The 24,708-nt window shown below is 36.6% G+C and carries 29 protein-coding genes and 1 tRNA gene; 1 reads left to right on the top strand and 29 read right to left on the bottom strand.

Annotated elements, in window-relative coordinates; translation table 11 throughout:
* Window positions 1-13: 13 nt before the first annotated feature.
* The 12 genes from RK02_RS00820 to RK02_RS00770 form a co-directional block, all read right to left on the bottom strand.
* Window positions 14-94, bottom strand: a tRNA-Tyr gene (locus tag RK02_RS00820).
* 91 nt (window positions 95-185) lie between these two features.
* Complete coding sequence (locus RK02_RS00815) at window positions 186-416, bottom strand: DUF2969 family protein (protein WP_016182337.1); 231 nt, start codon at window positions 414-416, stop codon at window positions 186-188.
* A gap of 129 nt (window positions 417-545) precedes the next feature.
* Complete coding sequence (locus tag RK02_RS00810) at window positions 546-1,196, bottom strand: CBS domain-containing protein (RefSeq protein ID WP_016182336.1); 651 nt, start codon at window positions 1,194-1,196, stop codon at window positions 546-548.
* A gap of 3 nt (window positions 1,197-1,199) precedes the next feature.
* Window positions 1,200-1,901 carry an ABC transporter ATP-binding protein gene (locus RK02_RS00805; RefSeq protein ID WP_016182335.1) on the bottom strand — a complete coding sequence of 234 codons (702 nt, stop codon included), beginning with the start codon at window positions 1,899-1,901 and terminating at the stop codon, window positions 1,200-1,202.
* The gene (locus tag RK02_RS00800; RefSeq protein WP_016182334.1) at window positions 1,901-2,677 is read right to left on the bottom strand and encodes an ABC transporter ATP-binding protein; all 777 of its coding nucleotides are present in this window, start codon (window positions 2,675-2,677) and stop codon (window positions 1,901-1,903) included. Before RK02_RS00800 ends, RK02_RS00805 begins: the two co-directional genes overlap by 1 nt.
* Window positions 2,658-3,635: a branched-chain amino acid ABC transporter permease gene (locus RK02_RS00795; protein WP_016182333.1), complete on the bottom strand. Its 978-nt coding sequence runs from the start codon at window positions 3,633-3,635 to the stop codon at window positions 2,658-2,660. The genes RK02_RS00800 and RK02_RS00795 overlap by 20 nt, the downstream gene beginning before the upstream one ends.
* A 9-nt stretch (window positions 3,636-3,644) precedes the next feature.
* Window positions 3,645-4,523 (bottom strand): branched-chain amino acid ABC transporter permease, encoded by an 879-nt coding sequence (locus tag RK02_RS00790; protein ID WP_016182332.1) that lies wholly within the window; start codon window positions 4,521-4,523, stop codon window positions 3,645-3,647.
* A gap of 92 nt (window positions 4,524-4,615) precedes the next feature.
* A complete protein-coding gene (locus tag RK02_RS00785) occupies window positions 4,616-5,794 on the bottom strand; it encodes an ABC transporter substrate-binding protein (RefSeq protein ID WP_016182331.1) in 1,179 nt (392 codons plus the stop codon).
* Window positions 5,795-5,984: 190 nt separating this feature from the next.
* Window positions 5,985-6,254 (bottom strand): membrane protein insertion efficiency factor YidD, encoded by a 270-nt coding sequence (gene yidD, locus RK02_RS00780; RefSeq protein WP_016182330.1) that lies wholly within the window; start codon window positions 6,252-6,254, stop codon window positions 5,985-5,987.
* 110 nt (window positions 6,255-6,364) lie between these two features.
* Window positions 6,365-6,538, bottom strand: coding sequence for a DNA-directed RNA polymerase subunit beta (locus RK02_RS12020; protein ID WP_016182329.1), 174 nt, complete (start codon window positions 6,536-6,538; stop codon window positions 6,365-6,367).
* Between the two features lie 21 nt (window positions 6,539-6,559).
* Complete coding sequence (gene murA, locus RK02_RS00775) at window positions 6,560-7,858, bottom strand: UDP-N-acetylglucosamine 1-carboxyvinyltransferase (protein ID WP_016182328.1); 1,299 nt, start codon at window positions 7,856-7,858, stop codon at window positions 6,560-6,562.
* A 72-nt stretch (window positions 7,859-7,930) separates the two neighbouring features.
* Window positions 7,931-8,164, bottom strand: a complete 234-nt coding sequence (locus RK02_RS00770; protein ID WP_016182327.1) for a DUF1146 family protein — start codon at window positions 8,162-8,164, stop codon at window positions 7,931-7,933.
* Window positions 8,165-8,441: 277 nt separating this feature from the next.
* On the opposite strand from RK02_RS00770, the gene RK02_RS00765 reads away from it, so the two are divergent.
* Entirely contained in the window at window positions 8,442-8,786 is a 345-nt protein-coding gene (locus RK02_RS00765) for a metal-sulfur cluster assembly factor (protein WP_026231416.1), read from the top strand.
* 96 nt (window positions 8,787-8,882) lie between these two features.
* Here RK02_RS00765 and RK02_RS00760 read toward each other — a convergent pair whose 3' ends face one another.
* The 17 genes from RK02_RS00760 to RK02_RS00685 form a co-directional block, all read right to left on the bottom strand.
* On the bottom strand, window positions 8,883-9,305 hold the full coding sequence (locus tag RK02_RS00760) for a F0F1 ATP synthase subunit epsilon (protein WP_016182325.1): 423 nt from the start codon (window positions 9,303-9,305) through the stop codon (window positions 8,883-8,885).
* A gap of 13 nt (window positions 9,306-9,318) precedes the next feature.
* The gene (gene atpD, locus RK02_RS00755) at window positions 9,319-10,725 is read right to left on the bottom strand and encodes a F0F1 ATP synthase subunit beta (RefSeq protein WP_016182324.1); all 1,407 of its coding nucleotides are present in this window, start codon (window positions 10,723-10,725) and stop codon (window positions 9,319-9,321) included.
* A 26-nt stretch (window positions 10,726-10,751) separates the two neighbouring features.
* Complete coding sequence (locus RK02_RS00750) at window positions 10,752-11,654, bottom strand: F0F1 ATP synthase subunit gamma (RefSeq protein ID WP_016182323.1); 903 nt, start codon at window positions 11,652-11,654, stop codon at window positions 10,752-10,754.
* Window positions 11,655-11,670: 16 nt separating this feature from the next.
* Complete coding sequence (atpA, locus tag RK02_RS00745; RefSeq protein WP_016182322.1) at window positions 11,671-13,227, bottom strand: F0F1 ATP synthase subunit alpha; 1,557 nt, start codon at window positions 13,225-13,227, stop codon at window positions 11,671-11,673.
* A 25-nt stretch (window positions 13,228-13,252) separates the two neighbouring features.
* Entirely contained in the window at window positions 13,253-13,792 is a 540-nt protein-coding gene (locus RK02_RS00740) for a F0F1 ATP synthase subunit delta (RefSeq protein ID WP_016182321.1), read from the bottom strand.
* Entirely contained in the window at window positions 13,779-14,306 is a 528-nt protein-coding gene (atpF, locus tag RK02_RS00735; RefSeq protein ID WP_016182320.1) for a F0F1 ATP synthase subunit B, read from the bottom strand. Before atpF ends, RK02_RS00740 begins: the two co-directional genes overlap by 14 nt.
* 106 nt (window positions 14,307-14,412) lie before the next feature.
* Complete coding sequence (gene atpE / locus RK02_RS00730; RefSeq protein WP_016182319.1) at window positions 14,413-14,625, bottom strand: ATP synthase F0 subunit C; 213 nt, start codon at window positions 14,623-14,625, stop codon at window positions 14,413-14,415.
* Window positions 14,626-14,651: 26 nt separating this feature from the next.
* Window positions 14,652-15,374: a F0F1 ATP synthase subunit A gene (gene atpB, locus RK02_RS00725; protein WP_016182318.1), complete on the bottom strand. Its 723-nt coding sequence runs from the start codon at window positions 15,372-15,374 to the stop codon at window positions 14,652-14,654.
* A gap of 275 nt (window positions 15,375-15,649) precedes the next feature.
* Complete coding sequence (gene smpB, locus RK02_RS00720) at window positions 15,650-16,111, bottom strand: SsrA-binding protein SmpB (protein ID WP_016182317.1); 462 nt, start codon at window positions 16,109-16,111, stop codon at window positions 15,650-15,652.
* Window positions 16,112-16,123: 12 nt separating this feature from the next.
* Complete coding sequence (gene rnr / locus RK02_RS00715; RefSeq protein ID WP_016182316.1) at window positions 16,124-18,484, bottom strand: ribonuclease R; 2,361 nt, start codon at window positions 18,482-18,484, stop codon at window positions 16,124-16,126.
* On the bottom strand, window positions 18,485-19,246 hold the full coding sequence (locus RK02_RS00710) for an alpha/beta hydrolase (RefSeq protein ID WP_016182315.1): 762 nt from the start codon (window positions 19,244-19,246) through the stop codon (window positions 18,485-18,487).
* A gap of 141 nt (window positions 19,247-19,387) precedes the next feature.
* The gene (gene secG, locus RK02_RS00705) at window positions 19,388-19,624 is read right to left on the bottom strand and encodes a preprotein translocase subunit SecG (protein WP_016182314.1); all 237 of its coding nucleotides are present in this window, start codon (window positions 19,622-19,624) and stop codon (window positions 19,388-19,390) included.
* Between the two features lie 364 nt (window positions 19,625-19,988).
* Window positions 19,989-20,150, bottom strand: a complete 162-nt coding sequence (locus RK02_RS12295; RefSeq protein WP_016182312.1) for a hypothetical protein — start codon at window positions 20,148-20,150, stop codon at window positions 19,989-19,991.
* A gap of 471 nt (window positions 20,151-20,621) precedes the next feature.
* On the bottom strand, window positions 20,622-20,822 hold the full coding sequence (locus RK02_RS00700) for a hypothetical protein (protein ID WP_016182311.1): 201 nt from the start codon (window positions 20,820-20,822) through the stop codon (window positions 20,622-20,624).
* A gap of 398 nt (window positions 20,823-21,220) precedes the next feature.
* On the bottom strand, window positions 21,221-22,519 hold the full coding sequence (eno, locus tag RK02_RS00695) for a surface-displayed alpha-enolase (RefSeq protein WP_016182310.1): 1,299 nt from the start codon (window positions 22,517-22,519) through the stop codon (window positions 21,221-21,223).
* A 114-nt stretch (window positions 22,520-22,633) separates the two neighbouring features.
* Window positions 22,634-23,389 carry a triose-phosphate isomerase gene (gene tpiA / locus RK02_RS00690; protein WP_016182309.1) on the bottom strand — a complete coding sequence of 252 codons (756 nt, stop codon included), beginning with the start codon at window positions 23,387-23,389 and terminating at the stop codon, window positions 22,634-22,636.
* Between the two features lie 65 nt (window positions 23,390-23,454).
* Window positions 23,455-24,645: a phosphoglycerate kinase gene (locus RK02_RS00685; RefSeq protein WP_016182308.1), complete on the bottom strand. Its 1,191-nt coding sequence runs from the start codon at window positions 24,643-24,645 to the stop codon at window positions 23,455-23,457.
* Window positions 24,646-24,708: the final 63 nt, after the last annotated feature.

The raw sequence follows: 24,708 nt of genomic DNA, 5'->3' as shown, positions 1-24,708 counted from the left end.
CCCCAATGACAGATGGAGGAGAGTGGATTCGAACCACTGAACCAAAAGGAACGGATTTACAGTCCGCCGCGTTTAGCCACTTCGCTACTCCTCCAAATTGAGTGTTAATTAACTCAACCACTAAATCTTACTATAAAATAATAATTATTTCAATAGAAATGCTCAAATTTTTTTGAAATAAATAATTATTCTTGCAAATTCCAACGCAATAAAATCGTTTCAATCGCTAAATCTAAGGTCCGATCCGTTTGAATTTGTTCCTCATTCATGAAACTAACAAATTCCTTTGCCTGATAATGTAAAACTTCACCAATCTTTTTTTTGGCAATCCATAGTTCGGTTATATCATATTGCTGACCATCTAATTGTTTAGTGCTTTCTACAATCTTGACTTGAATATCTTTATTTTTTTTCAACTTCTTCACCTCAATCGCTTGTTCTTCATTATTCTATAAAAAAATGTCCGCTAAAGTCAATGAAAAAATAAAAACTATGCAAAAATCATTCAACATCTTTGCATAGTTTTAATCAATTAGTTAGATAGATTAGTTGGCTGTATTCGTTAAAACAACATCAACAATTTCGTATTCCTCACCATTTAAAACGGCTTTAACCTTTTCAACATCCTTACAATCTAATTGAATTTCGACAAAAATTCCTTTAGCTAAACGATTGACCACAATTGTTTCAATGTTCATCTGCGCTTGGGCTAATACATTCGCAATTTTAGCTAAAATTCCTTGATGTTCTTCTTTGATTTTTAAAGTTACACGACTACCACCGTTTTCATAACCGGTAATCTTTAAAAAGGCATCAAAAATATCATTATTAGTAATAATCCCAACTAGTTGATTAGCTGATAAAACCGGTAAAACACCGACTGATTTGGTTCGCATGACCTTAATGGCATCTTCTAATAAAGCATCTGCATCAATGGTTTCAACCTGTTTTAGCATGACATCGCCGACTTTGGTCTTGTTGATTAAATAATTCATCTCATAAACACTTAAGCTCGTCGCTTTTGAAGGCATTGATTCTTGAATGACCCCTTCAGTGATTAAGCCGACCATTTTGCCATCTTCTAATACCGGCAAGCGGTGAATATCATGTTTTTTCATTAAATCAATGGCATCAAAAATGGGAGTTTCGCCAGTTACAGTAATTAGATTTGTTGACATAAAATCACGTACGCTCATTTTTTATCCTCCTAAATAGGCTTTCTTCACAGCCTCGCTTGATAACAATTCTTGACCAGTACCTTCTAATACAATTTTACCTGTCTCTAAAACATAGCCTCGATTAGCGATAGATAAAGCCATTTTAGCATTTTGTTCAATCAATAATACCGTTGTACCTTGCGCTTGAATTTCTTGAATGATTGAAAAAATCTCTTTGATAAAAATTGGCGCTAATCCCATTGATGGCTCATCAAGTAATAGTAATTTGGGCTTAGACATTAATGCACGCCCCATCGCCAACATTTGTTGCTCCCCACCTGAAAGTGTCGAAGCATCTTGACTACGGCGTTCTTTTAAAATAGGAAATTTTTTGAAGATTTGTTCATAATCTTCTTTAACTCCACTATCTTTTCTTAAAAAAGCACCCATTTCCAAATTTTCTTGCACCGTTAAGCCACTAAAGACATGACGCCCTTCTGGTACTTGTGATAGACCACTCGCTACAATTTTTTGTGGCGCTTCTTTTTCAATATTTTTACCTTCAAAAAGAATATGACCACTAGAAGGTCGAACAAGACCAGAAATCGTTCGTAGGATGGTTGTTTTACCGGCGCCATTTGCACCAATTAACGAAACGATCTCACCTTGTTTCACTTCAAAGCTCACACCATGAACAGCTTGAATCATGCCATAGTGTACCGAGATATCTTGTACTTGTAACATTAAATCTCCCCTCCTAGATAAGCCTGAATCACTCGAGGATTATTTTTAATTTCAGTTGGTGTTCCATGTGCGATGACCTGACCATATTCTAATACATAGATTCGCTCACAGACCTCCATCACTAAACTCATATCATGTTCAATCAAAATGATCGTTAAACCAAATTCACGTTGAATTTTACGAATTAATTGCGTTAATTCCGCCGTTTCCTGAGGATTCATCCCGGCTGCTGGTTCGTCTAAAAATAACAGCTTCGGTTCGGTTGCCAATGCGCGAACGATTTCTAGTCTTCTTTGCTCACCATATGGCAGGTTTTTCGCTAAAGTATTGACCTTTTTATCTAAGTCAAAAATTGCTAATAGCTCTCTAGCTTTTTCACGCATTTTTTCATCGTTTTTATAAAACTTCGGTAAACGTAAAACACTAGAGAATAAACCATTATGCACCTTACTATTCATCGCAATCAATACATTATCCATTACGGTTAAATCTTTAAATAAACGAATATTTTGGAAGGTACGAGAAAGTCCCATATCAGCAATTTTATAGGGCTTCATTCCATTTAAACGATGCTCCTTACCCTCTACGGTAAATAATACGTCCCCTTCTGAAGGAACATACACACCTGTTAATAAATTAAACAAGGTTGTTTTACCGGCACCATTTGGACCAATTAGTCCCACCAATTCATTTTCATCCAACGTGATATTCACATGAGAAACGGCAGTCAGCCCGCCAAAATGTTTCGTTAGATTTTTAACGTCCAACAGAGGCATTTGCATCGTCCCCTTTCTTTGTAAACTTATCAATAATACGTTTCACAGAAAATTCCCAGGTTCCTAATAGGCCACTTGGTTTGAAAATCATGATGATAATTAAAGTTAACGCATATAAAATCATCCGGATATAACCGAAATCTTGCAAATACATATTCAAAACACCTAGTACAACGGCTGATAACACCGCACCTGTCGTACTACCAATGCCACCAAATACAACGATAATCAAAATATCAATAGTTTTCATAAATTGATAATCTTTTGGGAAAACAGATTGTTGGTAACTAGCAAATAAAGTTCCGGCAATACTTGCTAAAACAGCACCAATTACAAAAGCCAAAACTTTATACTTGGTTGTGTTAATCCCCATTGCTTCAGCCGCAATTTCATCTTCACGAACAGATAAAATAGCCCGTCCTGGGGCACTATTAATTAAGTTTGAAACAACTAAGATGGCAATAACTGCAAAAATAAAGACCACTTCCCAAGTTGTTACTTGAGGTAAGCCAAAGATTCCTGAAGGTCCATTCGTAATATCTCTGAAATTGACAATCAAAATACGAATAATTTCAGAAATTCCTAAGGTAGCAATGGCTAGATAATCTCCTTTTAAACGTAACGTCGGCATCCCAACGACAAAAGCCACGATACCAGATAAAACCATCCCTAAAATAAGACCAATTACAAACCCACCATAAGTCGGATTTTGTGAAGTCACAATCGCACAGGCATATGCCCCAATTGCCATAAAACCAGCGTGACCTAAAGAAAATTGACCAGAAAAACCAATAATCAAATTCAAGCCTACAGCAGAAATAATATTAATCCCGATATTTACGATGATGGCATCAGTAAAGATGGTAATCATACCACCATTATACAACGCTAATAAAATTCCATAAACAACAGCTGCAATGGCCACCCAAGCGATATTGTATTTTAAATTTTTCTTCATCCTGGCCACCTACACTTTCTCTTTTACATTTTTGCCCAAAATACCAGCTGGGCGAACAAACAGTATAATTATTAAAATAATATACACTAAAGCATCCTTATAATCAGAAAAGCCTAGCGCAGTCGCAATTGTCTCGATTAACCCAATTACAAAGCCACCTAGTGCAGCCCCTGGAATAATACCGATACCGCCTAATACAGCAGCAACAAAGGCTTTAAGACCTGGGGCAACCCCCATCATCGGATCGATTGAATTATAATATAAACCAATTAACATCCCACCTGCTGCAGCTAATGCTGAACCTAACGCAAAAGTAAATGAGATGGTCCGATTCACGTTAATCCCCATTAATTGCGCTGCATCAGCATCGACACTTACCGCACGCATCGCTTTACCCATACGTGTTTTTTGGATAATTAGTTGTAATAATACCATCAAAACAATTGAGACAACTAAAATCAATAATTGAATATTACTTACTTCAATAAAGCCTAAATGATACGTTTTACGTGTAATCTCTTGAGGAAACGGACGAACATCTGGCGAGAAAAAGTAAATCATTATATTTTGTAAAAAGAAGGATACCCCAATTGCAGTAATCAAAGCGGAAATACGTGTAGACTTTCTAAGTGGACGATAGGCTAAGAATTCAATAACTACTCCTAAAATCGCACAGCTTAGCATCGAAATAATCATCGCTGGGAAAAAACCAATCCCCGTATTATTTAGAATAAAATAGCCGATGAAACTACCAATCATGTAGATTTCACCATGAGCGAAGTTAATCAACTTGATAATACCATACACCATCGTATACCCCAAGGCTAAAAGGGCGTAGATACTACCAAGGAACAACCCATTAATTAATTGTTGAATGATTGCTTCCATATCTTTTCTCACTTCCATTTTTTTATTTCATTAAAAGAGGCTGGACAAAATCAAATGGAGATTTCGTCTCAGCCTACTTACACTTACCTCAATTAAGGATTAATTGTATCAGCAGATGTTTCTTTACCGCCAGTTAATCCTAAAACAACTAGTGATTTTTCAGGGTTATGGTTTTTATCCATTGTAATTGAACCTGTTACCCCTTCAAAATCTTTCAAATTAGCTAAACCTTTAGTAATTGCTGCTGAATCCGCTGATTTTTGATCTTCGATTGCTTGTTTAATCATGTAAACTGAATCATAGGCTAAAGCATTAAATGCAGAAGGTTCTTCATTGTATTTTTTCTTGTATGCATCGATAAATGGTTGTACTTTATCGTTTGCTGGTGCTTGAGTTGAGAAGTGTGCACTATAAAATACATTGTTTACATTCGCTGCGCCTGCAGTTTGAACCATTTTTTCATCACCAAAACCATCTGCTCCGATGATTGGTTTATCGATTCCTAATTCACGTGCTTGTTTAATGATTAAACCAGCTTGTGTATAGTAACCAGGCACATAAATAGCATCAAAATCTTTGCCCTTTAATTTGGTTAAAATTGCTTGGAAATCTTTATCGTCTTGGGTGAAGTTTTCTTCAAAAACAATATCACCTTTATATTCTGACTTAAAGGCTTTGGTTAAGCCAATCGCATAGTCACTTGAATTATCCGCTAAAATAGCAACTTTATCTGCTTTAAGATTTTCAGTTGCATATTTTGCTAAGATAATTCCTTGGAAGCTATCTTGGAAACATGAACGGAACACATAATCTTGCACTTTTTTACCTTGTAAAGTTACTGTATCATCTGTAGCAGAAGGAGTAATTACCGGTACTTTTGCCTTAGTCATATTCGGTATCACTGTCTTCATCGCACCAGATGTCGCTGGTCCAACTACTGCCACAACTTTATCATTAGTCACTAGATTCGCTGCAACCGTTGCTGCTTCGTTATTATCAGATTTGTTGTCTTTAACAACTAACTTCACCTTTTTACCTAAAATACCGCCATCCGCATTAATTTGTTCAACAGCTAATTCAACACCATTTTTCTCGGCGTTACCATACGCTGCTACACCACCTGATAGCTCTAAGTTCACACCAATTTTAATTGTGTCACCTTCTTGTTTATTTCCGCCGCCTGCCGCAGCTCCCTTACCTCCAGGTGCTGCACTACATGCAGACAACAATACTAGTCCAGCTAGCAAATAAGCAAACTTTTTCATCTTCATCCTCGTTGTCCTCCCTTAATGTCCTATTAGGATATGTCAACAATATACAAAAAAAAGAACCGATTGTCAACAGAATTTTCAGAAAATTTATTATATTGGAAAATTTGCCACTTTTCCGAATAACTCACACAATTTGTAATCGTTTTCTTAAAATTGCAAAAGAATTAGTGAAGTCAAATGCCCTCACTAATTACTTTTGACTGTAATCCGGTCGATGCTGATCCTTTGTATTTCGTCTTAATGAAAATTTCTTTGGGACATAATCCACGCCACCTTTAACCAGTGGATGGCAGCGTAAAATACGCGCAATTCCCATGAGGCTTCCCTTCAATGCACCGTGTACTTCAATAGCCTGAATCATATAGTTTGAACAGGTTGGATGATAGCGACAGCTCGGGGGAAAAAGTGGAGAGAGAAATCTTTGATATCCCCTTATGATAAAAATAAATGCCTGCTTCATTTTCAACCTCCTTAAGCTAGTTACAACTAGTCTTTTATAACCTAAATGATTGTGAAAGAAAAGCGTAAAGCATAGAGAAAAATAAATCTATACCTTACGCCTAACGCTTATTACTGGAAAAAGGCAAAAATATGTTGCCAAATGGATGGACGGAAAACATCGCTCGCTTGACCATTACCAATTACACCGTAGCCAATCATTAAGCCAACGATAAACAAAATAATCGCTAAAGCAATGACTAATAGTAATTTTAAAACAACTTGTACTGTATAAGTTAGCTTCATTGCATCCACCTTATATCTTTATTAAGCGCGTACCTCTTGTTTTTGAGCGGCATTTTCAACATCATGCACTCGTTCGATATCCGCACCTAGCTTTTGTAATTTCTCATGGAACTTATAGTAACCACGATCTAAGTATTTCAAATTACGAACACGGGTCAAACCTTTTGCTTTTAAGCCAGCTAAGATTAATGCTGCAGCTGCTCTTAAATCAGTTGCATATACCGTGGCTCCTTGTAATTCATGACCACCTTCAATGCAAGCTACTGAACCATCAATTTTCACGTGTGCATTCATTCTTCGCATTTCCTCTAAGTGTTGGAAACGATTTTCAAAGACAGTCTCCGTCACAAAGCTATTTCCTTGCGCAATTAATTGAATTGCCGTCATTTGCGCCTGCATATCAGTTGGAAAACCTGGATGAGGTAATGTTTTCACGTCGGTTGGCTTTAATTTATCTGGACCGACAACACGAATTCCCTCAGACGTTTCAGAAATCTTTGCACCCATTTCCATTAACTTAGAAATTAATGGACGATTATGCTCTAAAATAGCATCTTTAATCAATACATCTCCTTGGGTCATCGCTGCAGCAACCATGAAAGTCCCGGCTTCAATACGGTCTTGTACGATTGAATGGGTCACCCCATGTAAATGACTAACGCCTTCAATTCGCATAGTTTCTGTTCCTGCACCGTAAATTTTAGCACCCATCTTATTTAAAATGTTGGCTAAATCGACAATTTCAGGTTCACGAGCAACATTTTCAATAATTGTTGTCCCTTTAGCTTTAACAGCCGCCATCATGATATTTTGCGTTGCTCCCACACTAGGAAAATCTAGATAAATATGCGCCCCATGTAATTCATCAGCAATTGCCTCAATATAACCTTGCTCTTGATTAATCGTTGCTCCTAGGGCTTGAAATCCCTTTAAGTGTAAATCAATTGGCCGCTTGCCGATTGCACATCCGCCTGGCATCGCCACCTTCGCATGACCATTACGGGCTAACAAAGGCCCCATCACCACGATTGAAGCCCGCATTTTACTCACATATTCATAAGGTGCCTCAATTGCTAATGGTTTACGTGCATCGATAAATACTCTATTTTCATCTTCATTAAATCTCAAATTTACATTCAAATGACGAATGACTTCATTCATCGTAAAGACATCAGAAAGAATTGGTACATTGTTTAATGTAGTTGTCCCTTCGTCTGCTAATAAAGTCGCAGCAAGAATTGGTAAGACCGCATTTTTTGCTCCTTCAATCTTGACTGTGCCTTTTAAAGGGTTGCCCCCTTGGACGATAATTTCTTCCATTATCTCTGTTCCCTCCATATAATTGTCTCTTCACTATAAATAAAAATCGCTAGTAAACTACCCTTTTTTTATTTATAAACGTGAAATAAAGAGACTACGTGACAGTTGTAAAATTTCGTAAAAGAAACTACTTACTAAGTAGCCTAAACCAATCGAAAAAAGGATTAAAGCAATTTTGACCTGACGCTCATGATTCTTCTTAAACAAATTGGATAGATTTAACGCATTTAAAGACCAAAAAGCTAAATATATCCAAAGTAAATGGCTTAAAAAGCGTACCAATTGATCAATATTAAATCCTTGCATCTAGTTCTTCTCCTCTTTTCCTTAACATTCCTATAATACCATATTTTTTATGAAAAGAAAGAATTTTTTATTTTTCATATAGAATAAATTGATGATTAAGGGATTTTGATTCATTTTATCGACTTAATCATTCACTCTTTTTATTGGTAGATGCTTGAACCGAAAATCAGATTATTTACAAAAAATAAAAAATTAGGTATCATTTACCATAGACAATGTTTAAAAGGAGTTGTTTTGTATGACTGATACACCTCAAAATGAAGGTTTAGATAATACAATGGCAAATACATCAAGTAACTATACTGCAGAAGAAATCGAAGCAATCAAGGAGCGTATCTTAACAGCCCTAGAAACCGTTATCGACCCTGAATTAGGGATTGATATTGTAAACTTAGGTCTTGTTTATGAAATTGAATTTAACGGTTCAACCGGTGAAACGACTATCAAAATGACGTTAACAACCATGGGCTGTCCATTAGCCGACGTATTGACCGACAATATTCATGATGCGCTTGAGGAAGTCCCTGAAGTACAAAAGGTTGACGTTAAATTAGTCTGGTATCCTGCTTGGACAACTGATCGCATGAGTCGTTATGCGCGAATTGCACTAGGCATTAGATAATATGAAGCATTAACGCTCATCAATTCAATTTGACTAAAAAAAAGCTTAAGTCATTCACTAAGAGTGACTTAAGCTTTTTCTTTATGATTATGCAAGCTAACGATGTTGAGAAACCTTGATACGATTCAACGCGCGGTGAAGCATAACCTCTGCACGTTTCAAACCATCAATATCTTTCATCTCTTTGGCTTCTTGAATCATTTTTTCTGCACGTTGTTTTGCACGTTGCGCTCTTGGTACGTCAATATCACGTTCACGTTCAGCACTGTCAGCTAAAATCGTCACTAGATTATCACGCACTTCCATTATTCCACCATTGACCGCAATCCAATCAACATGCGTATCTGAATCCGTTCGTTTTACACGAACTTCATCAATCACTAATGGAACGATGATAGGTGCGTGATTAGCTAAAATACCAATTTCACCGGCTGGCGTTTTGGCCACCACAATCACTGCATGATGATCATAGACGATACCATCAGGTGTTACAACATTAACTGTTAAATGATTTTCCATAGGACACCTCTTTCTAGTATCCTAAAGTCTTAGCTTTTTCTACAACATCCTCGATACGTCCCACACTTCGGAATGCTTCTTCAGGTAGATGATCGTATTTACCTTCTAGAATTTCTTTGAAACCTTTAATTGTTTCAGCAACCGGCACATATGAACCAGGTTGACCAGTAAATTGTTCAGCCACGTGGAAGTTTTGAGATAAGAAGAATTGAATACGACGAGCACGTGCAACTAACACTTTTTCATCGTCTGATAATTCATCCATACCTAAGATGGCAATAATATCTTGCAATTCACGGTAACGTTGTAAAACATGTTGAACCTCACTAGCTACTTCATAATGCTCTTCTCCAACGATTTCAGGAGATAAAGCACTTGAACTAGATGCTAAAGGATCCACCGCTGGATAAATCCCTTGTTCAGTTAACTTACGCTCTAAGTTAGTTGTTGCATCCAAGTGCGCAAATGCAGTAGCTGGCGCTGGGTCAGTATAGTCATCGGCTGGCACGTAAATGGCTTGAATTGAAGTAATCGAACCTTTCTTCGTTGATGTAATCCGTTCTTGCAATTGACCCATTTCAGTAGCCAAAGTAGGTTGATAACCTACCGCAGAAGGCATACGACCAAGTAAGGCAGAAACTTCAGAACCTGCTTGAGTAAAACGGAAGATATTATCAATAAATAGCAATACGTCTTGGCCTTCAACATCACGGAAGTATTCCGCAATAGTTAGTCCAGTTAGCGCAACACGCATACGTGCTCCAGGTGGTTCGTTCATTTGCCCAAACACCATAGCAGTTTTTTCGATAACGCCTGAATCACGCATTTCGTGATACAAGTCATTTCCTTCACGTGTACGTTCACCAACACCGGTAAATACTGAAATACCCCCATGTTCTTGGGCGATATTATGAATTAATTCTTGAATTAATACGGTTTTACCTACACCGGCACCACCGAATAGACCAACTTTCCCACCTTTTAAGTATGGTGCTAGTAAGTCGATAACTTTAATCCCTGTTTCTAGGATTTCAGTACTTGTACTTAATTCTTCAAAAGCTGGAGCTGATTTATGAATCGCATCACGATTCGCATCAGCAGGAAAAGCTTCTTGCGTATCAATGGTATCACCTAAAACATTAAATACACGACCTAATGTTTCACGACCTACTGGTACTGAAATTGGCTTACCTGTATCGAAAACTTCCATTCCACGTTGCAATCCATCAGTTGATTCCATTGCAATCGTACGAATAATGCCATCTCCTAGCTCTAAAGCAGCTTCAAGCACGATTTTACTTTTTTGTTCATCATTTTTATAGACAATAAGCGCATTATTGATATCTGGTAAAGATTGATCTAAAGAAAAATCGACGTCAACAACGGGCCCAATGACTTGAACAATTTTGCCTGAACTCATTTATTTTCCTCCACTCATTCACGAAATTATTCTAAAGCAGCTGCGCCACCAACAATTTCGGTAATTTCTTGGGTAATAGCCCCTTGCCGTGCACGGTTATATGAAATTGTTAAATCGTCAATAATCTTTTTCGCATTATCTGTAGCTGTCTTCATCGCAGTCATACCAGCTGCATGCTCGGCAGTCTTTGCATCCACAATTGCTCCATAGATTAAACTCTCAGCATATTGTGGTAAAAGTTGATTTAAAATTTCATCTTTAGACGGCTCAAAAATATACTCCTGTTCATATTCTTTCTTTTCACCAGGATCTAAATCTGAGATTGGTAACATTTTTTCTACACGGAATTGACTAGTCAATGAATTAACATGGTGGTTATAACACACATACAATTCATCGAACACTTCATTTTGGTACATTGAAGTCGCCATATGCACAATCTTGCGAACTTCCTCAAAACTTGGTTGATCAGATAAGTTGCGTAATTCATAAGCGAGTTGGATACCACGAGCTTTGAAAAATTCAGCCCCCGTCGCACCAATGGAAATGACTACATAATCATCAGGACTTTGATGATCTTGTTCAAAAATAGACATCATTTGCTTTAAAATTGAACTATTATATCCGCCAACTAATCCACCATCAGAAGTAATTACAATATAACCAGTTTTTTTAACTGGACGAGTAATTAACATACTATTATAATCAGTTGCTCCACTTGTTTTAGTATCTTCAATTGCTAATAACTGCTGAGCAGCTAAATGGGTTACGACTTCTCGAACCTTTTCAGCATATACTTGAAACTTCTTAGCGTGAGCTTCTGATTTGGTTAGCTTAGAAGCAGAGACCATGTGCATGGCTTTGGTGATTTGACTAGTTTTTTTGGTAGATGTAATTCTTTGCTTAATCTCATTTAAAGACGCACCCATCTACTTCACCTCTTTATTAAGAATTCACTACTTCAGCAATACGATCTTTTTTAGATTTTTGGGCATCTAAAGTAGCTTTATAACTATCTCTAAATTCACCAATTGCAGCTTTTAATTTTTCTTCATCTGGTAAATCTTTCGTCGTACGAATTGTTTCAAATAAATCATTATGATTTGCTTCTAGATATTCAAACAATTCACTTTCAAAGCGTAAAATATGCTCAACTGGAATCGCATCTAAGAAACCTCTCGTTAATGCATACAAGATCACTACTTGTTTTTCAACAGGTAATGGGGCATGCAATTTTTGTTTTAAGATTTCTACGGTACGACGACCACGATTTAATTTCGCTTGTGTTGCTGCATCTAAATCAGAACCAAATTGAGTGAAGGCTTCTAATTCACGGTAGCTAGCAAGGTCTAAACGTAAAGTTCCGGCAACTTTTTTCATCGCTTTAATTTGAGCAGATCCACCAACCCGAGATACTGAAAGTCCGGCAGCAACGGCTGGACGAATACCTGAATAGAATAAATCTGATTCTAAGAAAATTTGACCATCTGTGATAGAAATAACGTTTGTTGGAATATAGGCTGAAATATCCCCTGCTTGTGTTTCAACAAATGGTAAAGCAGTCATTGAACCGCCACCTAATTCATCACTAAGCTTAGCCGCACGTTCTAATAAACGTGAGTGTAGATAAAAGACATCCCCTGGATAAGCTTCACGACCTGGTGGACGACGAAGTAATAATGATAATTCACGGTAAGCAACAGCTTGTTTAGATAAATCATCAAAAACAATTAATACATGTTTACCGTTATACATAAATTCTTCACCCATAGCCGTTCCAGCATAAGGTGCAATATATAATAATGGTGCCGGTTGTGAAGAACCTGCTGAAACTACGATGGTATAATCTAATGCACCATATTTACGTAAGGTTTCTACCTGTGCACGAACTGTTGAGTCTTTTTGCCCAATCGCTACATAGATACAAATCATATCTTGACCTTTTTGGTTGATGATTGTATCAATGGCAATTGATGTTTTACCAGTTTTACGGTCACCGATAACTAATTCACGTTGACCACGACCGATTGGTACTAATGCATCAATCGCTTTTAGACCAGTTTGCATTGGTTCATGCACTGACTTACGTTGCATAACCCCTGGTGCCATCGCTTCTACTGGACGGGTTTTAGTTGTTTCGATAGGTCCTAAGCCATCAATTGGTTGACCTAATGGATTTACTACCCGACCAATTAATGCTTCCCCTACCGGTACTTCCATGATACGACCAGTACGTTTTACTTTATCTCCTTCACGAATGGTTTCAAAATCACCTAAGATAATAATCCCTACATCGTTAGATTCTAAATTTTGCGCCATACCGAAAGAGCCATTTGAAAATTGTAATAACTCACCACTCATCGCATTTTCTAAACCATGCGCACGAGCGATTCCATCACCAACATAGGTAACAGTTCCCACCTCTTCAACAGAGATTTCATTTTGATAATTTTTAATTTGTTCTTTAATCAAAGTACTAATTTCTTCTGCTTTGATGGCCATTCGATTCACCTCTTTAACAATACACTTATAATAAACTTGCTTTCAATGTTGCTAATTTTGTTTTAAGACTTCCATCAATAATCTGATGGTTAGCCTCTACGATGATGCCACCAATAATTGATGGATCAATTTTTTCGACAAACTTAGCAGTCTGATAACCAAATTTTTTGAGTATTTTTTCTTCCAATCTAGCCTTTTGTTCAGGCGTTAAGGCAATAGCAGTAGTAATCGTTCCATCCAAAATAGCCAATTTTTCATTATATAAGCTACAAAAAGCTTCTACAATATATGCTAATTCTGCCATTCGTGAATTTTCATAGATTACATAAATTGCATCCTTAACAAGCTTTGAACAATTTTGAGCAAGTAATGAGACAATTGCTTGTTTTTGTTGAGGTTCTAAACGAACATCGTTTAATAATTGTCCAAGTTCTGGTAATTCAGCATAGATTTCTTTTAGTTGTAATAACTCTTGATGGGTTTGCGCTAAGCAATCATTTTCGACCGCCAATTCAAAAATGGCTTTACCATAGCGTTTGCCAACTTCATATTTATTTAGTTTCATGATTTGCGCTCAAACCTTCAATATATTGATTGATTAACGCTTCATGAACTTCTGGAGAAACTTCTTTCGAAAGAATTTTTTCCGCGATTTGAACTGACAACAAAGCAACTTCATCTTTGATGGCATTCATCGTATTTTCACGTTCTAGAGAAATATCTGCTTGCGCTTTTTCTTTCAAACGAGAAACCTCTGCTTGTGTTTCGCGTAAAATATTTTGACGGCTTTGTTCTCCACTGTCTTTTGCATTCTTGATAATATCTGCTGCTTCCGCACGAGAATTCATCAATTTTTCTTGACGTTCTTTCTCAAGGGCTGCAGCTTTTACGCGTGATTGTTCAGCACTGTCTAAATCATTAGCAATCTTACTTGCCCGTTTATTCATGATATCAGCAACTGATGACCAAGCAAATTTTTTCAATAAGAATAGCAAAATTAAGAAAGATAGCGTAACAACAATTAAGTCTCCTAATGTACTATTATGTTGTTCAGCAGCTAAAAGTATAATTCCTGGCATATTCTTCAATCTCCTTTGCTCTCGTTTTTGCCATCTAAATCATTCGTTCAAATAGAAAAGCAGACGGTATCATCTGCTTCCATTGAAGTGGATTTACGAGAAAAGCTTATTGAAGAACTAATAATAAAGCGATAACTACCCCTAAGATAGGCACAGCTTCGATTAAGGCTACCCCAATAAACATTGTTGAACGTAATTGACCTGCCATTTCAGGTTGGCGTGCCATAGATTCGATTGTTTTAGAAATAACTTGTCCGTTACCTAAACCTGCACCAATTGCTGCTCCGACGATTGCTAAACCTGCTGCGATAAAATTCATAATTAATTTCCTCCTAAGCTTACCGATTAATGTTCGGCTTCAATTTTATGATTTAAGAATACCATTGTTAATGTAACAAATACATAGGCTTGAATTGCACCGATAAATAATGAAAACGCGATCCAAGTCATTTCAATTGGAATAACCAATGGTAAAGTTATCCAACCGAAGTTCTTCAAGATTGAAGCAATTAAAGTTAATAATACTTCACCTGCGAAGATGTTTCCGTAAAGACGTAAACCTAAAGTAATCACATTTGTAAATTCTTCAATGATTTTAATCGGTAATAAGAACCATACCGGTTGTAAATAAGAATTAACAAAATATCCACCAAAGCCCAAACGTTTTACACCAAAGTAATGGGTTAACAAAATGGCCATTAACGCCAAACTCAATGTAACTAAAGGACTGGCTGTCGGACTTTTCCATAATGTCAGTTCATTTTCAGACAAAACAATCTTGGTAACAAGCCCGATTTCATTAGCTATGAAAACAAACAAGAACAATGTAAAACCAAGAAGATGAAAATTGCCAACTTCTTTACTTGGGAGTTGATCAGCTACTACGCCACGAACGAAATCAATTACCCATTCGATAAAATTCTGTTTCCCGGTTGGTTTCATTTGTAGATTGCGTGTACAGATAAAAACAAGTGCGAAAATGATAACGCAAGTCAAAATCGTCATCAATGCAACCGTCCCATCAAACCAAATTGGTCCGATATGAAACAGAAGTGATTGTTCTTCCATGTGCTCACCTCACTTCTTAATAAAAGATGTCATGTTTGCTTACAAAAGTAATAGTAATGACAATTTGTATCGTACCACCACCAAAAAGAAATTTCAAAGTATTTTCATAAAAAATATCGGTTTATTCATTGAATATTTAAATTGAAAATACTCTTTCCATAATTTTTTTCTATCAATTACTATCTTACAAAAATAATGGAAATTAGTAAATAGCTTTATAGCAACAATGGAAGCGGAACCTTTTTCGTTTAATTATAAGAATGAAGCATTTTTTATTATCTTATGTTTTTGACAATTCGGCGAATTTGTCGTTCTTGATCTTTTTGTTTCAAAGTCTCCCGTTTATCATAGTCTTTTTTACCTTTAGCCAGACCGATTAAAACCTTGGCATAGCCATCTTTAATATAAACTTTCAAAGGCACAATCGTAATTCCTGGATTTTTGCTTTCTTGATCCAATTGTAGGATTTGTCGTTTGTGCAATAACAATTTCCTTGTTCTTAATGGATCATGGTTAAAAATATTGCCTTGTTCGTACGGGCTAATGTGTACATTATGCAGATAGGCTTCTCCTTTTCTTACCCGTACAAAGCCATCCTTTAGATTAATCCGACTATTGCGAATGGACTTAATCTCTGTCCCTTGCAAAACAATGCCTGCTTCAAAAGTATCTAAAATATGATAATCATGCCGAGCCTTTTTATTTTGGGCAATTAATTTTCCCTCACCTTTTGGCATATTCCTTCACCTCTATTTCTTCTTTTTCTTCTTTTTCTTAACTACTTCTCGATAAAAAGGCTGCTTCCGACCTTTTTTCTTCGTTGATTTTTTATCTGACTTACCTTTTGATTGTTTTTTACTTTCAGCCTTTTTTTCTGGCTTAGCATTACGTTTTGGCTGCCGATTTTTTGACGGTTTCTTCACCTTAACATTTGTCAAGCCTTCTACCTCTTCAGCTGATACCAAAGCAAAATCAATCTCTCTAGTCTCTGGATTGGCCTGCACCACTCGCACACGTACTCTTTGACCGATTTTTAAGACACGACCCGTCCATTCTCCGACCAAAGCTAAATGTGATTCGATAAAATGATAATAGTCATCTTCTAAAGCTTGGATATGGATTAATCCTTCAACCGTATTCGGTAATTCTACAAAGAAACCAAACTTCACGACCGAGCTGATTACCCCTTCAAACTCTTCTTCTAGATGCTGCTGCATATATTCGGCTTTTTTCATAGCATCTACTTGTCGTTCTGCCTCTACGGCTCTACGTTCCATTTGTGAACTATGCTGAGCAATTTCAGGTAATTTTTCAGCCCACTGTTCTTGATTACTTGTTGAAGCATCTTTTAAATAACTCCGAATCAAGCGATGAACAATCAAGTCAGGATAACGTCTAATCGGTGAAGTAAAGTGGGTATAAAAAGGGGCTGCTAAGCCATAATGTCCCGTGTTTTCTGGTGAATATTTCGCTTGCTGCATACTTCTTAAAAGCATCATATTGATAACTAATGCCTCTGGTAAATCAGCGACTTCATCCATTAACTGTTGTAAATCTTTTGGTAACATTGAACCATTTGTCACTTTAGGTAAAATCCCTAACGCTGCAACAAAGTCATAAAATCGATCTAGCTTTTCTTCTTTTGGATCTTCATGAATTCGATAAATAAATGGTAGCTGCAATCGACTAAAATGGGTAGCTACCGTTTCATTTGCCGCTAACATAAATGATTCAATTAAGCGTTCACCGATTCCTCTCGTTCTTAAAATAACGTCAACCGGATGACCTTTTTCATCAACAATCACTCGTGCCTCATGGTCTTCAAAACTGACTGCCCCACGTTTTATTCGCATGCGTTCTAAAATTTCATGAAGCTCAGCCATATCTTCAAACATTGGCACTAATGCGGCATACCGCTGTTTAGTCTGCGCATCATTTTCCATTAAAATCTGATTGACCGCAGTATAAGTCATTCGTTCGGTCGTTTGAATAATGCCTTCAAAAATTTCGTAATCAACTACCTGACCTTGACGATCAATTTCCATTTCACAACTCATTGTAAGCCGAGGCACCTTTGGATTTAAAGAACAAATCCCGTTTGATAGTCGATGCGGTAACATAGGAATCACTCGATCGGTTAAATAAACACTCGTTCCCCGTTCAAAAGCCTCTTGATCAAGAAAACTGTCCTCTGTCACATAATAGGAAACATCAGCAATGTGTACACCTAGCTTAAAATTTCCATTAGCTAGGCGCTTTACCATAACAGCATCATCCAAATCCTTTGCATCTTCACCATCGATTGTAACAATTAATTCATTTCTTAAATCACGACGATTAGGAAAATCAGCTGGATTAATTTCACTTGGTACCTTTTCAGCTTGTTGCAATACCTCATCAGGAAAAGCAGTTGGAATCCCATTGGCAATCACTATCGATAAAATATCCACACCTGGATCATTTTTGTGTCCTAAGGTTTTGACAACCAGCCCTTCTAAACTATAAGCGTAACCTTTCTCAGGATAATGCGTTAATTCCACTAAAACAATTTGTCCATCTACAGGTTGAATTCCTTGAGAGGCAATCAATACAGTATATTGAGATAATTTTTTATCTTTTACGACTACCTTCCCATATAAATCACTGGCGGCAACTTCTTCATCACTAAAAGCGATAAACTCGCCGACCACCTGCTTAATCGCACGTTTTTTAATTTCAACGACTCTACCTTCAGCTGTTTTTTCTAAAAAATAATCAGCTGGACGTAAGATATCAATTAAAACAGTATCGCCATCCATTGCATAATTGGTGTCTTCCTTGGCAATATAAATATCCTCTTCTTGCGCATCAATTGTGACAAAACCAAAACCACGATCATTGGCTCGAAAAACGCCTTCTATTAATACTGGTTGATTAGCCAAGCGAATTTTCCCTTTACGATTAAAACTGATTTTTTTATCTCGCTCTAATTGGGCCAGCGCCTGAACTAACAATTTAAAATCTTGACTTTTTGCTAGTGAAAGCCGTTGCGCTAATTCATCCACTGAAAAACTCTGCTTCTTACTAGCCGTTAATTCATCTAATATTTTTGTTTGGATTGTTTCTCTCATTTAGTCCTCATTCCATGATAATTTGTCTAAAAAATACAAAAGATCATTGATTAATTCTTTTCTTTGTTTATCTATCGTAATGACATGCCCGCTTTGTTCATACCAACGCAAAGTAAGCGTCGCATTGGTTATACACTTAGCTGTTTCATAAACACTCTTAGCAGGGATCATCTCATCCTTGGCCCCTTGCGCTAAAAAGACTGGCACCTTTACATCAGTTAATTTTGTGCCAACTTCTCTACCGAAACGTTGAATCGCTTGAAGCTGTTCTGGTAACAATTGATCCACTGTCTCAATTATTTGTGCCTTCTTTTCATCACTTTCCGTTAAATAAGTCAAAACTTTTTCTGTATAAAGTTTAAAATTAGGCACGATTTGACTTTCATTTAAAAAAACTGGTGAACAAAAGGCGCCCCCACCAACAATAGCCGGTTCGTTGAGCGTAAGTGCATCTAGTGCGTAAATACCCCCTAAGGATAAGCCGAATATAGCAAGTTGTGTCACACCTTGACTTTTAGCATATTGCATCGCTTGTAACACATCTGTTTGCCATTGATTAGGTGTCTGTTGTAAAATATCACAAGGATTTAACGTTCCATGACCAGAAAACATTGGTAAATATATCGAATAGCCTGCTTGCTCAATTGCTCGTCCCACTAGACGAACATCTGCTGAACTACCAGTATACGCATGTAATAAAATGACCCCTTTTTTTCCATGATATTCAAAAAGCGGTTCAGGTAAGGTTATTTTTTTTACCATAGCAATCACCTCAAAGTCCATTCTATCATATTTTATCCATAAATTTACCTTTCCATCACTTAATTTACGCAAACAAATGTCAGTTATACGCCAAAATGAGACAAAAAAACAGTAAAGTGATTGTCACCTTACTGTTAAATCTTATTTTGATGAAAGATAAGATAATACGAACAACAAAATAATCCATACAGCACCTAAAATAGCTGTTGTACGCTGCATAACCGCTTCAAAACCACGAGCCTTCTGCTTACCAAATAATTGATCAGCGCCCCCAGAAAAAGCACTTGCTGCACTATTTTGTTTACTTGGTTGCATCATAATCGTAAAAATTAAAATGACTGATATAACAATGACGATGCCAAGAATAATATTATACATCATCCAACCTCCTTTATTCACGTAACTAGACTACTTTACTTTACCATAGATAAACAAGAAATACTAGTCATACTACTAAATTTATTGAATGTCTTCTATTATTGGACAATGAAACGCTTGGGACAATAATCATGTTTATTTATGGTGCTTTCATCGCCTTTTGCAAGCTTTTAGATAAATCCTGTATCTTCCAACTCTTCTAATTCATCTAATTCATCCTCATCCATCTTGATCCCCACCTTTATTTAGCCTATATTTAGCGCATTGCAAGAGGATAATGATGGATATTCCTATTACAAATACTGTAATTGGCATCATAAGTAAAACAAACAAAAATATCCCTAACCACATATTCTTCGGCTCCTTATTTTGTTTTTTTTACGCGCTCTGCTTGCCGTTTCATTTTGTACTCTTGGTAAATTTTTTCTCTTTCATTTTGAAGTTTTTTTTCCTCTTCTGTATACGGTCCTCTATAAGACTCTGAATCTATTCTTTCTCGATAGTTTTTTTCCAATTCTTCATCCAATTTATTCACCTCAATTCAAATACGTATAAATCTCCGTGTTTCAACAGCAATTTGTATTCTGATTTACGATTGATTAGAAATTCTCGCTATTTTTTATATCTCTCATTTGCTAAAATCCTTAAATACACAAGTTCCACTAGGTACTAGAATAACTACATTTGGCTTACCTCATAAAACACCATTTGAAGAAACTGAAGCACTAAGAAATTTATTCACTCCAACGACTAAGTTATCTGTCTATTCATTTTTTCTATAAAAATTATATCACGTTGTAAATGAAATAAACTTAATCTGACCGAATATTTGCCGTATTTATTGTTAGCCTTTACCATTCAACTTCATTTACTACTATCACTTTTCATTAGCCTGTATTAATACACTACAAAATCAATAATAATTGATACCTCTATGACAAATACTGTAACTAATAACATAAAATTAGCACTCAATCAACTTAACTTTGATTAAATGCTATATGATTTCTATTGATTTGATTTCATTTTCCGGAAAAGCAACTACACCATCTCGCCCATCTATTTTTAAATCTAATTCATCATAATCGATATCATCGTAATTAATAGCTAAATCAACAGACGTTACCTTGCCCTTCCACTCCTTATCATCAATATCGATTATTCTAACCTTTTTATTAACGTACTCTTTCAGATTCATGATTATCCTCCATAATCATATATTGGAACAACACGCGTTACTTTTTCCTTACTTATAAATAATATTTGTAGTTACTTTTCTCTTTGTTCACTATTCCTAACAGTTTTTCTTTTTTGCTTAGTCCAAGATTTTTTATTATTCAGATTAGATTTTACTGTCGTCGAATAATTTATAATTGGCTCATAATGATTATCATCAAACAATGTATTCAGGATGCAATTGAGTAGTCTCAGTCCATCCAAAAAGATCCGTATACTCAAGTTAAATAGCCAAAAAAAGGACGATATGGTTAGCAAACTCCAAAAATTGTAAGAGTTTGCTCCATATCGCCCCTTAAAGATACACTTTAATCTATAAAACCCTGGATATTATTGAAATATCAGTATTTTTTGACTAGATTATTTTTTTAAGTTGTAGAAAGATTTTAATCCTTTGTATTCTGCAACTTCACCAAGTTGGTCTTCAATACGTAATAATTGGTTGTATTTAGCAATACGGTCAGTACGTGATAATGAACCAGTCTTGATTTGGCCAGCGTTTGTAGCAACAGCGATATCAGAGATTGTTGAATCTTCTGTTTCACCAGAACGGTGTGATACAACTGCAGTGTAGCCAGCTTCTTTAGCCATTTCGATAGCTTCAAATGTTTCAGTTAAAGTACCGATTTGGTTAACTTTGATTAAGATTGAGTTAGCAGCGCCTTCTTTAATACCACGTTCTAAGTAAGAAGTGTTAGTTACGAAGAAGTCGTCACCTACTAATTGTACTTTTCCACCAAGACGTTTAGTTAATTCTTTCCAACCATCCCAGTCGTTTTCATCCATACCGTCTTCGATTGTGATGATTGGGTATTTGTTAACTAATTCTTCTAAGTAGTCAATTTGTTCAGCAGCAGTACGTTTTGCAGCACCTTCGCCTTCAAATTTAGTGTAGTCATAGATACCATCTGAATAGAATTCTGATGAAGCACAGTCGAAACCTAAGAATACATCTTTACCTGGTTCTAAACCAGCAGCTTTAATTGCAGCTAAAATAGTTTCAACAGCATCTTCTGTACCTTCGAAACGAGGAGCGAAACCACCTTCGTCACCTACAGATGTTTCTAAACCACGATCTGCTAAGATTTTCTTCAAAGCGTGGAATACTTCAGCACCCCAACGTAAAGCTTCTTTGAATGTTGGTGCACCAGCAGGCACGATCATGAATTCTTGGAATGCGATAGGCGCATCTGAGTGAGAACCACCGTTGATGATGTTCATCATTGGAGTTGGTAAAACTTTAGTGTTAAATCCACCTAAGTAGTGGTATAAAGGAACTTCTAAGTAATCTGCAGCAGCACGTGCAACAGCAATAGAAACACCTAAAATAGCGTTAGCACCTAATTTGCTCTTAGTTGGTGTGCCATCTAAAGCGATCATAGCTTTATCGATAGCCATTTGGTCACGTACATCATAACCGATAATAGCTTCTGCAATGATGTTGTTTACGTTATCGACAGCTTTAAGAACACCTTTACCACCGTAACGACCTTTGTCTCCATCGCGTAATTCTACAGCTTCGTGTTCACCAGTTGAAGCTCCTGAAGGAACCATACCACGGCCGAAAGCACCTGATTCAGTATAAACTTCTACTTCGATTGTTGGGTTACCACGTGAGTCTAGGACTTCGCGAGCGTAAACATCAGTAATAATTGACATGTTTGTGTCTCTCCTTTGAGTTTTTATCTTAAGGGTAAAATATCCCTTAGTTACATTTATTATTTTAGTTAAAAATTGTGAAAACTGCAAATAAAATTTTCAATGAAAGCGTAATTATTTAACAGCTTCCAATAAAGCTAAGAATGAATCTGGTTGTAAGCTTGCGCCACCTACTAAAGCACCATCAACATTTTCTTTAGCCATGTATTCAGCGATATTTTCTGGTTTAACAGAACCACCGTATTGAATACGAACTTTTTGAGCTACTTCGCCACCGTATAATTTTTCAACTGTCTTACGTACAACACCACAAATTTCATCTGCAATGTTGGCATCAGCTGATTTACCAGTACCGATAGCCCAGATTGGTTCGTAAGCAATAACCATGCTTGCTACTTGTTCAGCAGAAAGATCTGCTAAACCTTTAGTAATTTGGCCTTCAATCCAAGCAGCTGTTTGGCCAGCTTCATAAGTTTCTAAGCTTTCACCACAGCAAAGAATTGGTGTCATACCATTAGCAAAGATTGCTTTTGCTTTTTTATTGATTTCTTCATCTGTTTCATGGAAGTAATCGCGACGTTCTGAGTGACCAATAATAACATATTGTACACCTAAGTCAGCTAATGCAGCTGGAGAAGTTTCACCAGTGAAAGCACCAGCATTTTCCCAGTAGCAGTTTTGAGCTGCGATTTGTAAATCAGTACCTTTCGCTTCAGCAACTAATGTTTCTAAGAACAAAGCTGGTGAGCCAACTACTGAATCTACTTTATCATTGCTTGGTAAGTTATTTTTTACTGCTTGAGCAAAAGCTTTTGCTTCAGCAGCAGTTTTGTTCATCTTCCAGTTTCCTGCGATAATTGGTTTACGCATGAAGGACACTCCTTTAAAAATATTTTGACAAGGAAAGTAGCAACTACTTTCCTTGACGAAATGAATTATTTATCGTTGATAGCAGCAAGTCCAGGTAATACTTTACCTTCTAATAATTCTAAGCTTGCGCCACCACCAGTTGAAATATGAGTGAATTTATCAGCAAAGCCAAGTTGTTCAGCAGCTGCTGCTGAGTCACCACCACCGATGATAGTTGTAGCATCGCTAAGGTTAGCAATAGCTTCACAAACACCGATTGTACCTTTAGCAAAATTTGACATTTCAAACACACCCATAGGTCCGTTCCATACAACAGTTTTTGCACCAGCTAAAGTTTCAGCAAATAATGCGATAGTAGCAGGACCGATATCTAAGCCCATTTGTCCGTCTGGAACGTCACCTTCATGAACTTCAGTTGGTACGTCATTTGAAAATTCAGCAGCAGTTACAGAATCAATCGGTAAAACTAATTTGTCGCCAGCTTTTTCAATTAATGATTTAGCTAAATCAACTTTATCCGCTTCTACTAATGAGTTACCAATTTCCATTCCTTTAGCTTTGTAGAATGTATAAGTCATTCCACCACCGATTAAGATTTTGTCAGCTTTTGGAATTAAGTTTTCAATAACACCAATTTTATCAGATACTTTAGCACCACCAAGGATAGCAACCATTGGGCGTTTTGGTTCTTCAACAGCTTCTCCGATAAATTTGATTTCTTTTTCCATTAAGAAGCCAGCAACTGTTGGAATACCAGTTGAAGCAATTCCTACGTTAGAAGCATGTGCACGGTGAGCAGTACCGAATGCATCGTTAACAAATACTTCACCTAAAGAAGCCCAGTATTTACCTAATTCAGCATCGTTTTTGCTTTCTTTTTTACCATCAACATCTTCAAAACGAGTGTTTTCAAATACAACTACTTCGCCGTCTTTTAAGTTGTTGATTGCAGCTTCTAATTTTTCACCACGTGTTTCAGGAACAAATGTAACTTCTTGTCCTAATAATTCGCCTAAACGTTTAGCAACAGGTGCTAAAGATTTACCAGCTTTATCTTCTTCAGTTTTTACACGTCCTAAATGAGAGAAAAGAATCGCTTTTCCGCCATTTTCAAGTACATATTTAATAGTTGGTAATGCTGCTTTGATACGAGTGTCATCAGTGATAACGCCATCTTTCAAAGGAACGTTAAAGTCAACACGAACTAAAACTTTTTTACCTTTTAAATCGATATCACGAACTGTTTTTTTAGCCATGATTTAGCCTCCTAATATTTCTTACTAAAAAAAGCGAAGAAGCGCGTCGCTTCCCCGCTTTTG

It is taken from the genome of Enterococcus columbae DSM 7374 = ATCC 51263 (assembly GCF_000406925.1).
Classification (GTDB): domain Bacteria; phylum Bacillota; class Bacilli; order Lactobacillales; family Enterococcaceae; genus Enterococcus_E; species Enterococcus_E columbae.
This window is presented reverse-complemented; position numbering and strand designations above follow the sequence as displayed.

What these genes read in the sequence shown, in the direction of transcription:
- atpB (WP_016182318.1), bottom strand. Translation starts at nt 15,374, where the DNA reads ATGGAAGAACAATCACTTCTGTTTCATATCGGACCAATTTGGTTTGAT.
- eno (WP_016182310.1), bottom strand. Translation starts at nt 22,519, where the DNA reads ATGTCAATTATTACTGATGTTTACGCTCGCGAAGTCCTAGACTCACGT.
- RK02_RS00750 (WP_016182323.1), bottom strand. Translation starts at nt 11,654, where the DNA reads ATGGGTGCGTCTTTAAATGAGATTAAGCAAAGAATTACATCTACCAAA.
- RK02_RS00770 (WP_016182327.1), bottom strand. Translation starts at nt 8,164, where the DNA reads ATGCAAGGATTTAATATTGATCAATTGGTACGCTTTTTAAGCCATTTA.
- atpA (WP_016182322.1), bottom strand. Translation starts at nt 13,227, where the DNA reads ATGGCCATCAAAGCAGAAGAAATTAGTACTTTGATTAAAGAACAAATT.
- RK02_RS00760 (WP_016182325.1), bottom strand. Translation starts at nt 9,305, where the DNA reads ATGGAAAATCATTTAACAGTTAATGTTGTAACACCTGATGGTATCGTC.
- tpiA (WP_016182309.1), bottom strand. Translation starts at nt 23,389, where the DNA reads ATGCGTAAACCAATTATCGCAGGAAACTGGAAGATGAACAAAACTGCT.
- RK02_RS00685 (WP_016182308.1), bottom strand. Translation starts at nt 24,645, where the DNA reads ATGGCTAAAAAAACAGTTCGTGATATCGATTTAAAAGGTAAAAAAGTT.
- atpF (WP_016182320.1), bottom strand. Translation starts at nt 14,306, where the DNA reads ATGCCAGGAATTATACTTTTAGCTGCTGAACAACATAATAGTACATTA.
- atpE (WP_016182319.1), bottom strand. Translation starts at nt 14,625, where the DNA reads ATGAATTTTATCGCAGCAGGTTTAGCAATCGTCGGAGCAGCAATTGGT.
- smpB (WP_016182317.1), bottom strand. Translation starts at nt 16,111, where the DNA reads ATGCCAAAAGGTGAGGGAAAATTAATTGCCCAAAATAAAAAGGCTCGG.
- RK02_RS00765 (WP_026231416.1), top strand. Translation starts at nt 8,442, where the DNA reads ATGGCAAATACATCAAGTAACTATACTGCAGAAGAAATCGAAGCAATC.
- RK02_RS00785 (WP_016182331.1), bottom strand. Translation starts at nt 5,794, where the DNA reads ATGAAGATGAAAAAGTTTGCTTATTTGCTAGCTGGACTAGTATTGTTG.
- RK02_RS12020 (WP_016182329.1), bottom strand. Translation starts at nt 6,538, where the DNA reads ATGAAGCTAACTTATACAGTACAAGTTGTTTTAAAATTACTATTAGTC.
- RK02_RS00795 (WP_016182333.1), bottom strand. Translation starts at nt 3,635, where the DNA reads ATGAAGAAAAATTTAAAATACAATATCGCTTGGGTGGCCATTGCAGCT.
- secG (WP_016182314.1), bottom strand. Translation starts at nt 19,624, where the DNA reads ATGTATAATATTATTCTTGGCATCGTCATTGTTATATCAGTCATTTTA.
- RK02_RS00790 (WP_016182332.1), bottom strand. Translation starts at nt 4,523, where the DNA reads ATGGAAGCAATCATTCAACAATTAATTAATGGGTTGTTCCTTGGTAGT.
- RK02_RS00810 (WP_016182336.1), bottom strand. Translation starts at nt 1,196, where the DNA reads ATGAGCGTACGTGATTTTATGTCAACAAATCTAATTACTGTAACTGGC.
- RK02_RS00740 (WP_016182321.1), bottom strand. Translation starts at nt 13,792, where the DNA reads ATGAAACTAAATAAATATGAAGTTGGCAAACGCTATGGTAAAGCCATT.
- murA (WP_016182328.1), bottom strand. Translation starts at nt 7,858, where the DNA reads ATGGAAGAAATTATCGTCCAAGGGGGCAACCCTTTAAAAGGCACAGTC.
- yidD (WP_016182330.1), bottom strand. Translation starts at nt 6,254, where the DNA reads ATGAAGCAGGCATTTATTTTTATCATAAGGGGATATCAAAGATTTCTC.
- RK02_RS00710 (WP_016182315.1), bottom strand. Translation starts at nt 19,246, where the DNA reads ATGGTAAAAAAAATAACCTTACCTGAACCGCTTTTTGAATATCATGGA.
- atpD (WP_016182324.1), bottom strand. Translation starts at nt 10,725, where the DNA reads ATGAGTTCAGGCAAAATTGTTCAAGTCATTGGGCCCGTTGTTGACGTC.
- RK02_RS00700 (WP_016182311.1), bottom strand. Translation starts at nt 20,822, where the DNA reads ATGAATCTGAAAGAGTACGTTAATAAAAAGGTTAGAATAATCGATATT.
- rnr (WP_016182316.1), bottom strand. Translation starts at nt 18,484, where the DNA reads ATGAGAGAAACAATCCAAACAAAAATATTAGATGAATTAACGGCTAGT.
- RK02_RS00805 (WP_016182335.1), bottom strand. Translation starts at nt 1,901, where the DNA reads ATGTTACAAGTACAAGATATCTCGGTACACTATGGCATGATTCAAGCT.
- RK02_RS00800 (WP_016182334.1), bottom strand. Translation starts at nt 2,677, where the DNA reads ATGCCTCTGTTGGACGTTAAAAATCTAACGAAACATTTTGGCGGGCTG.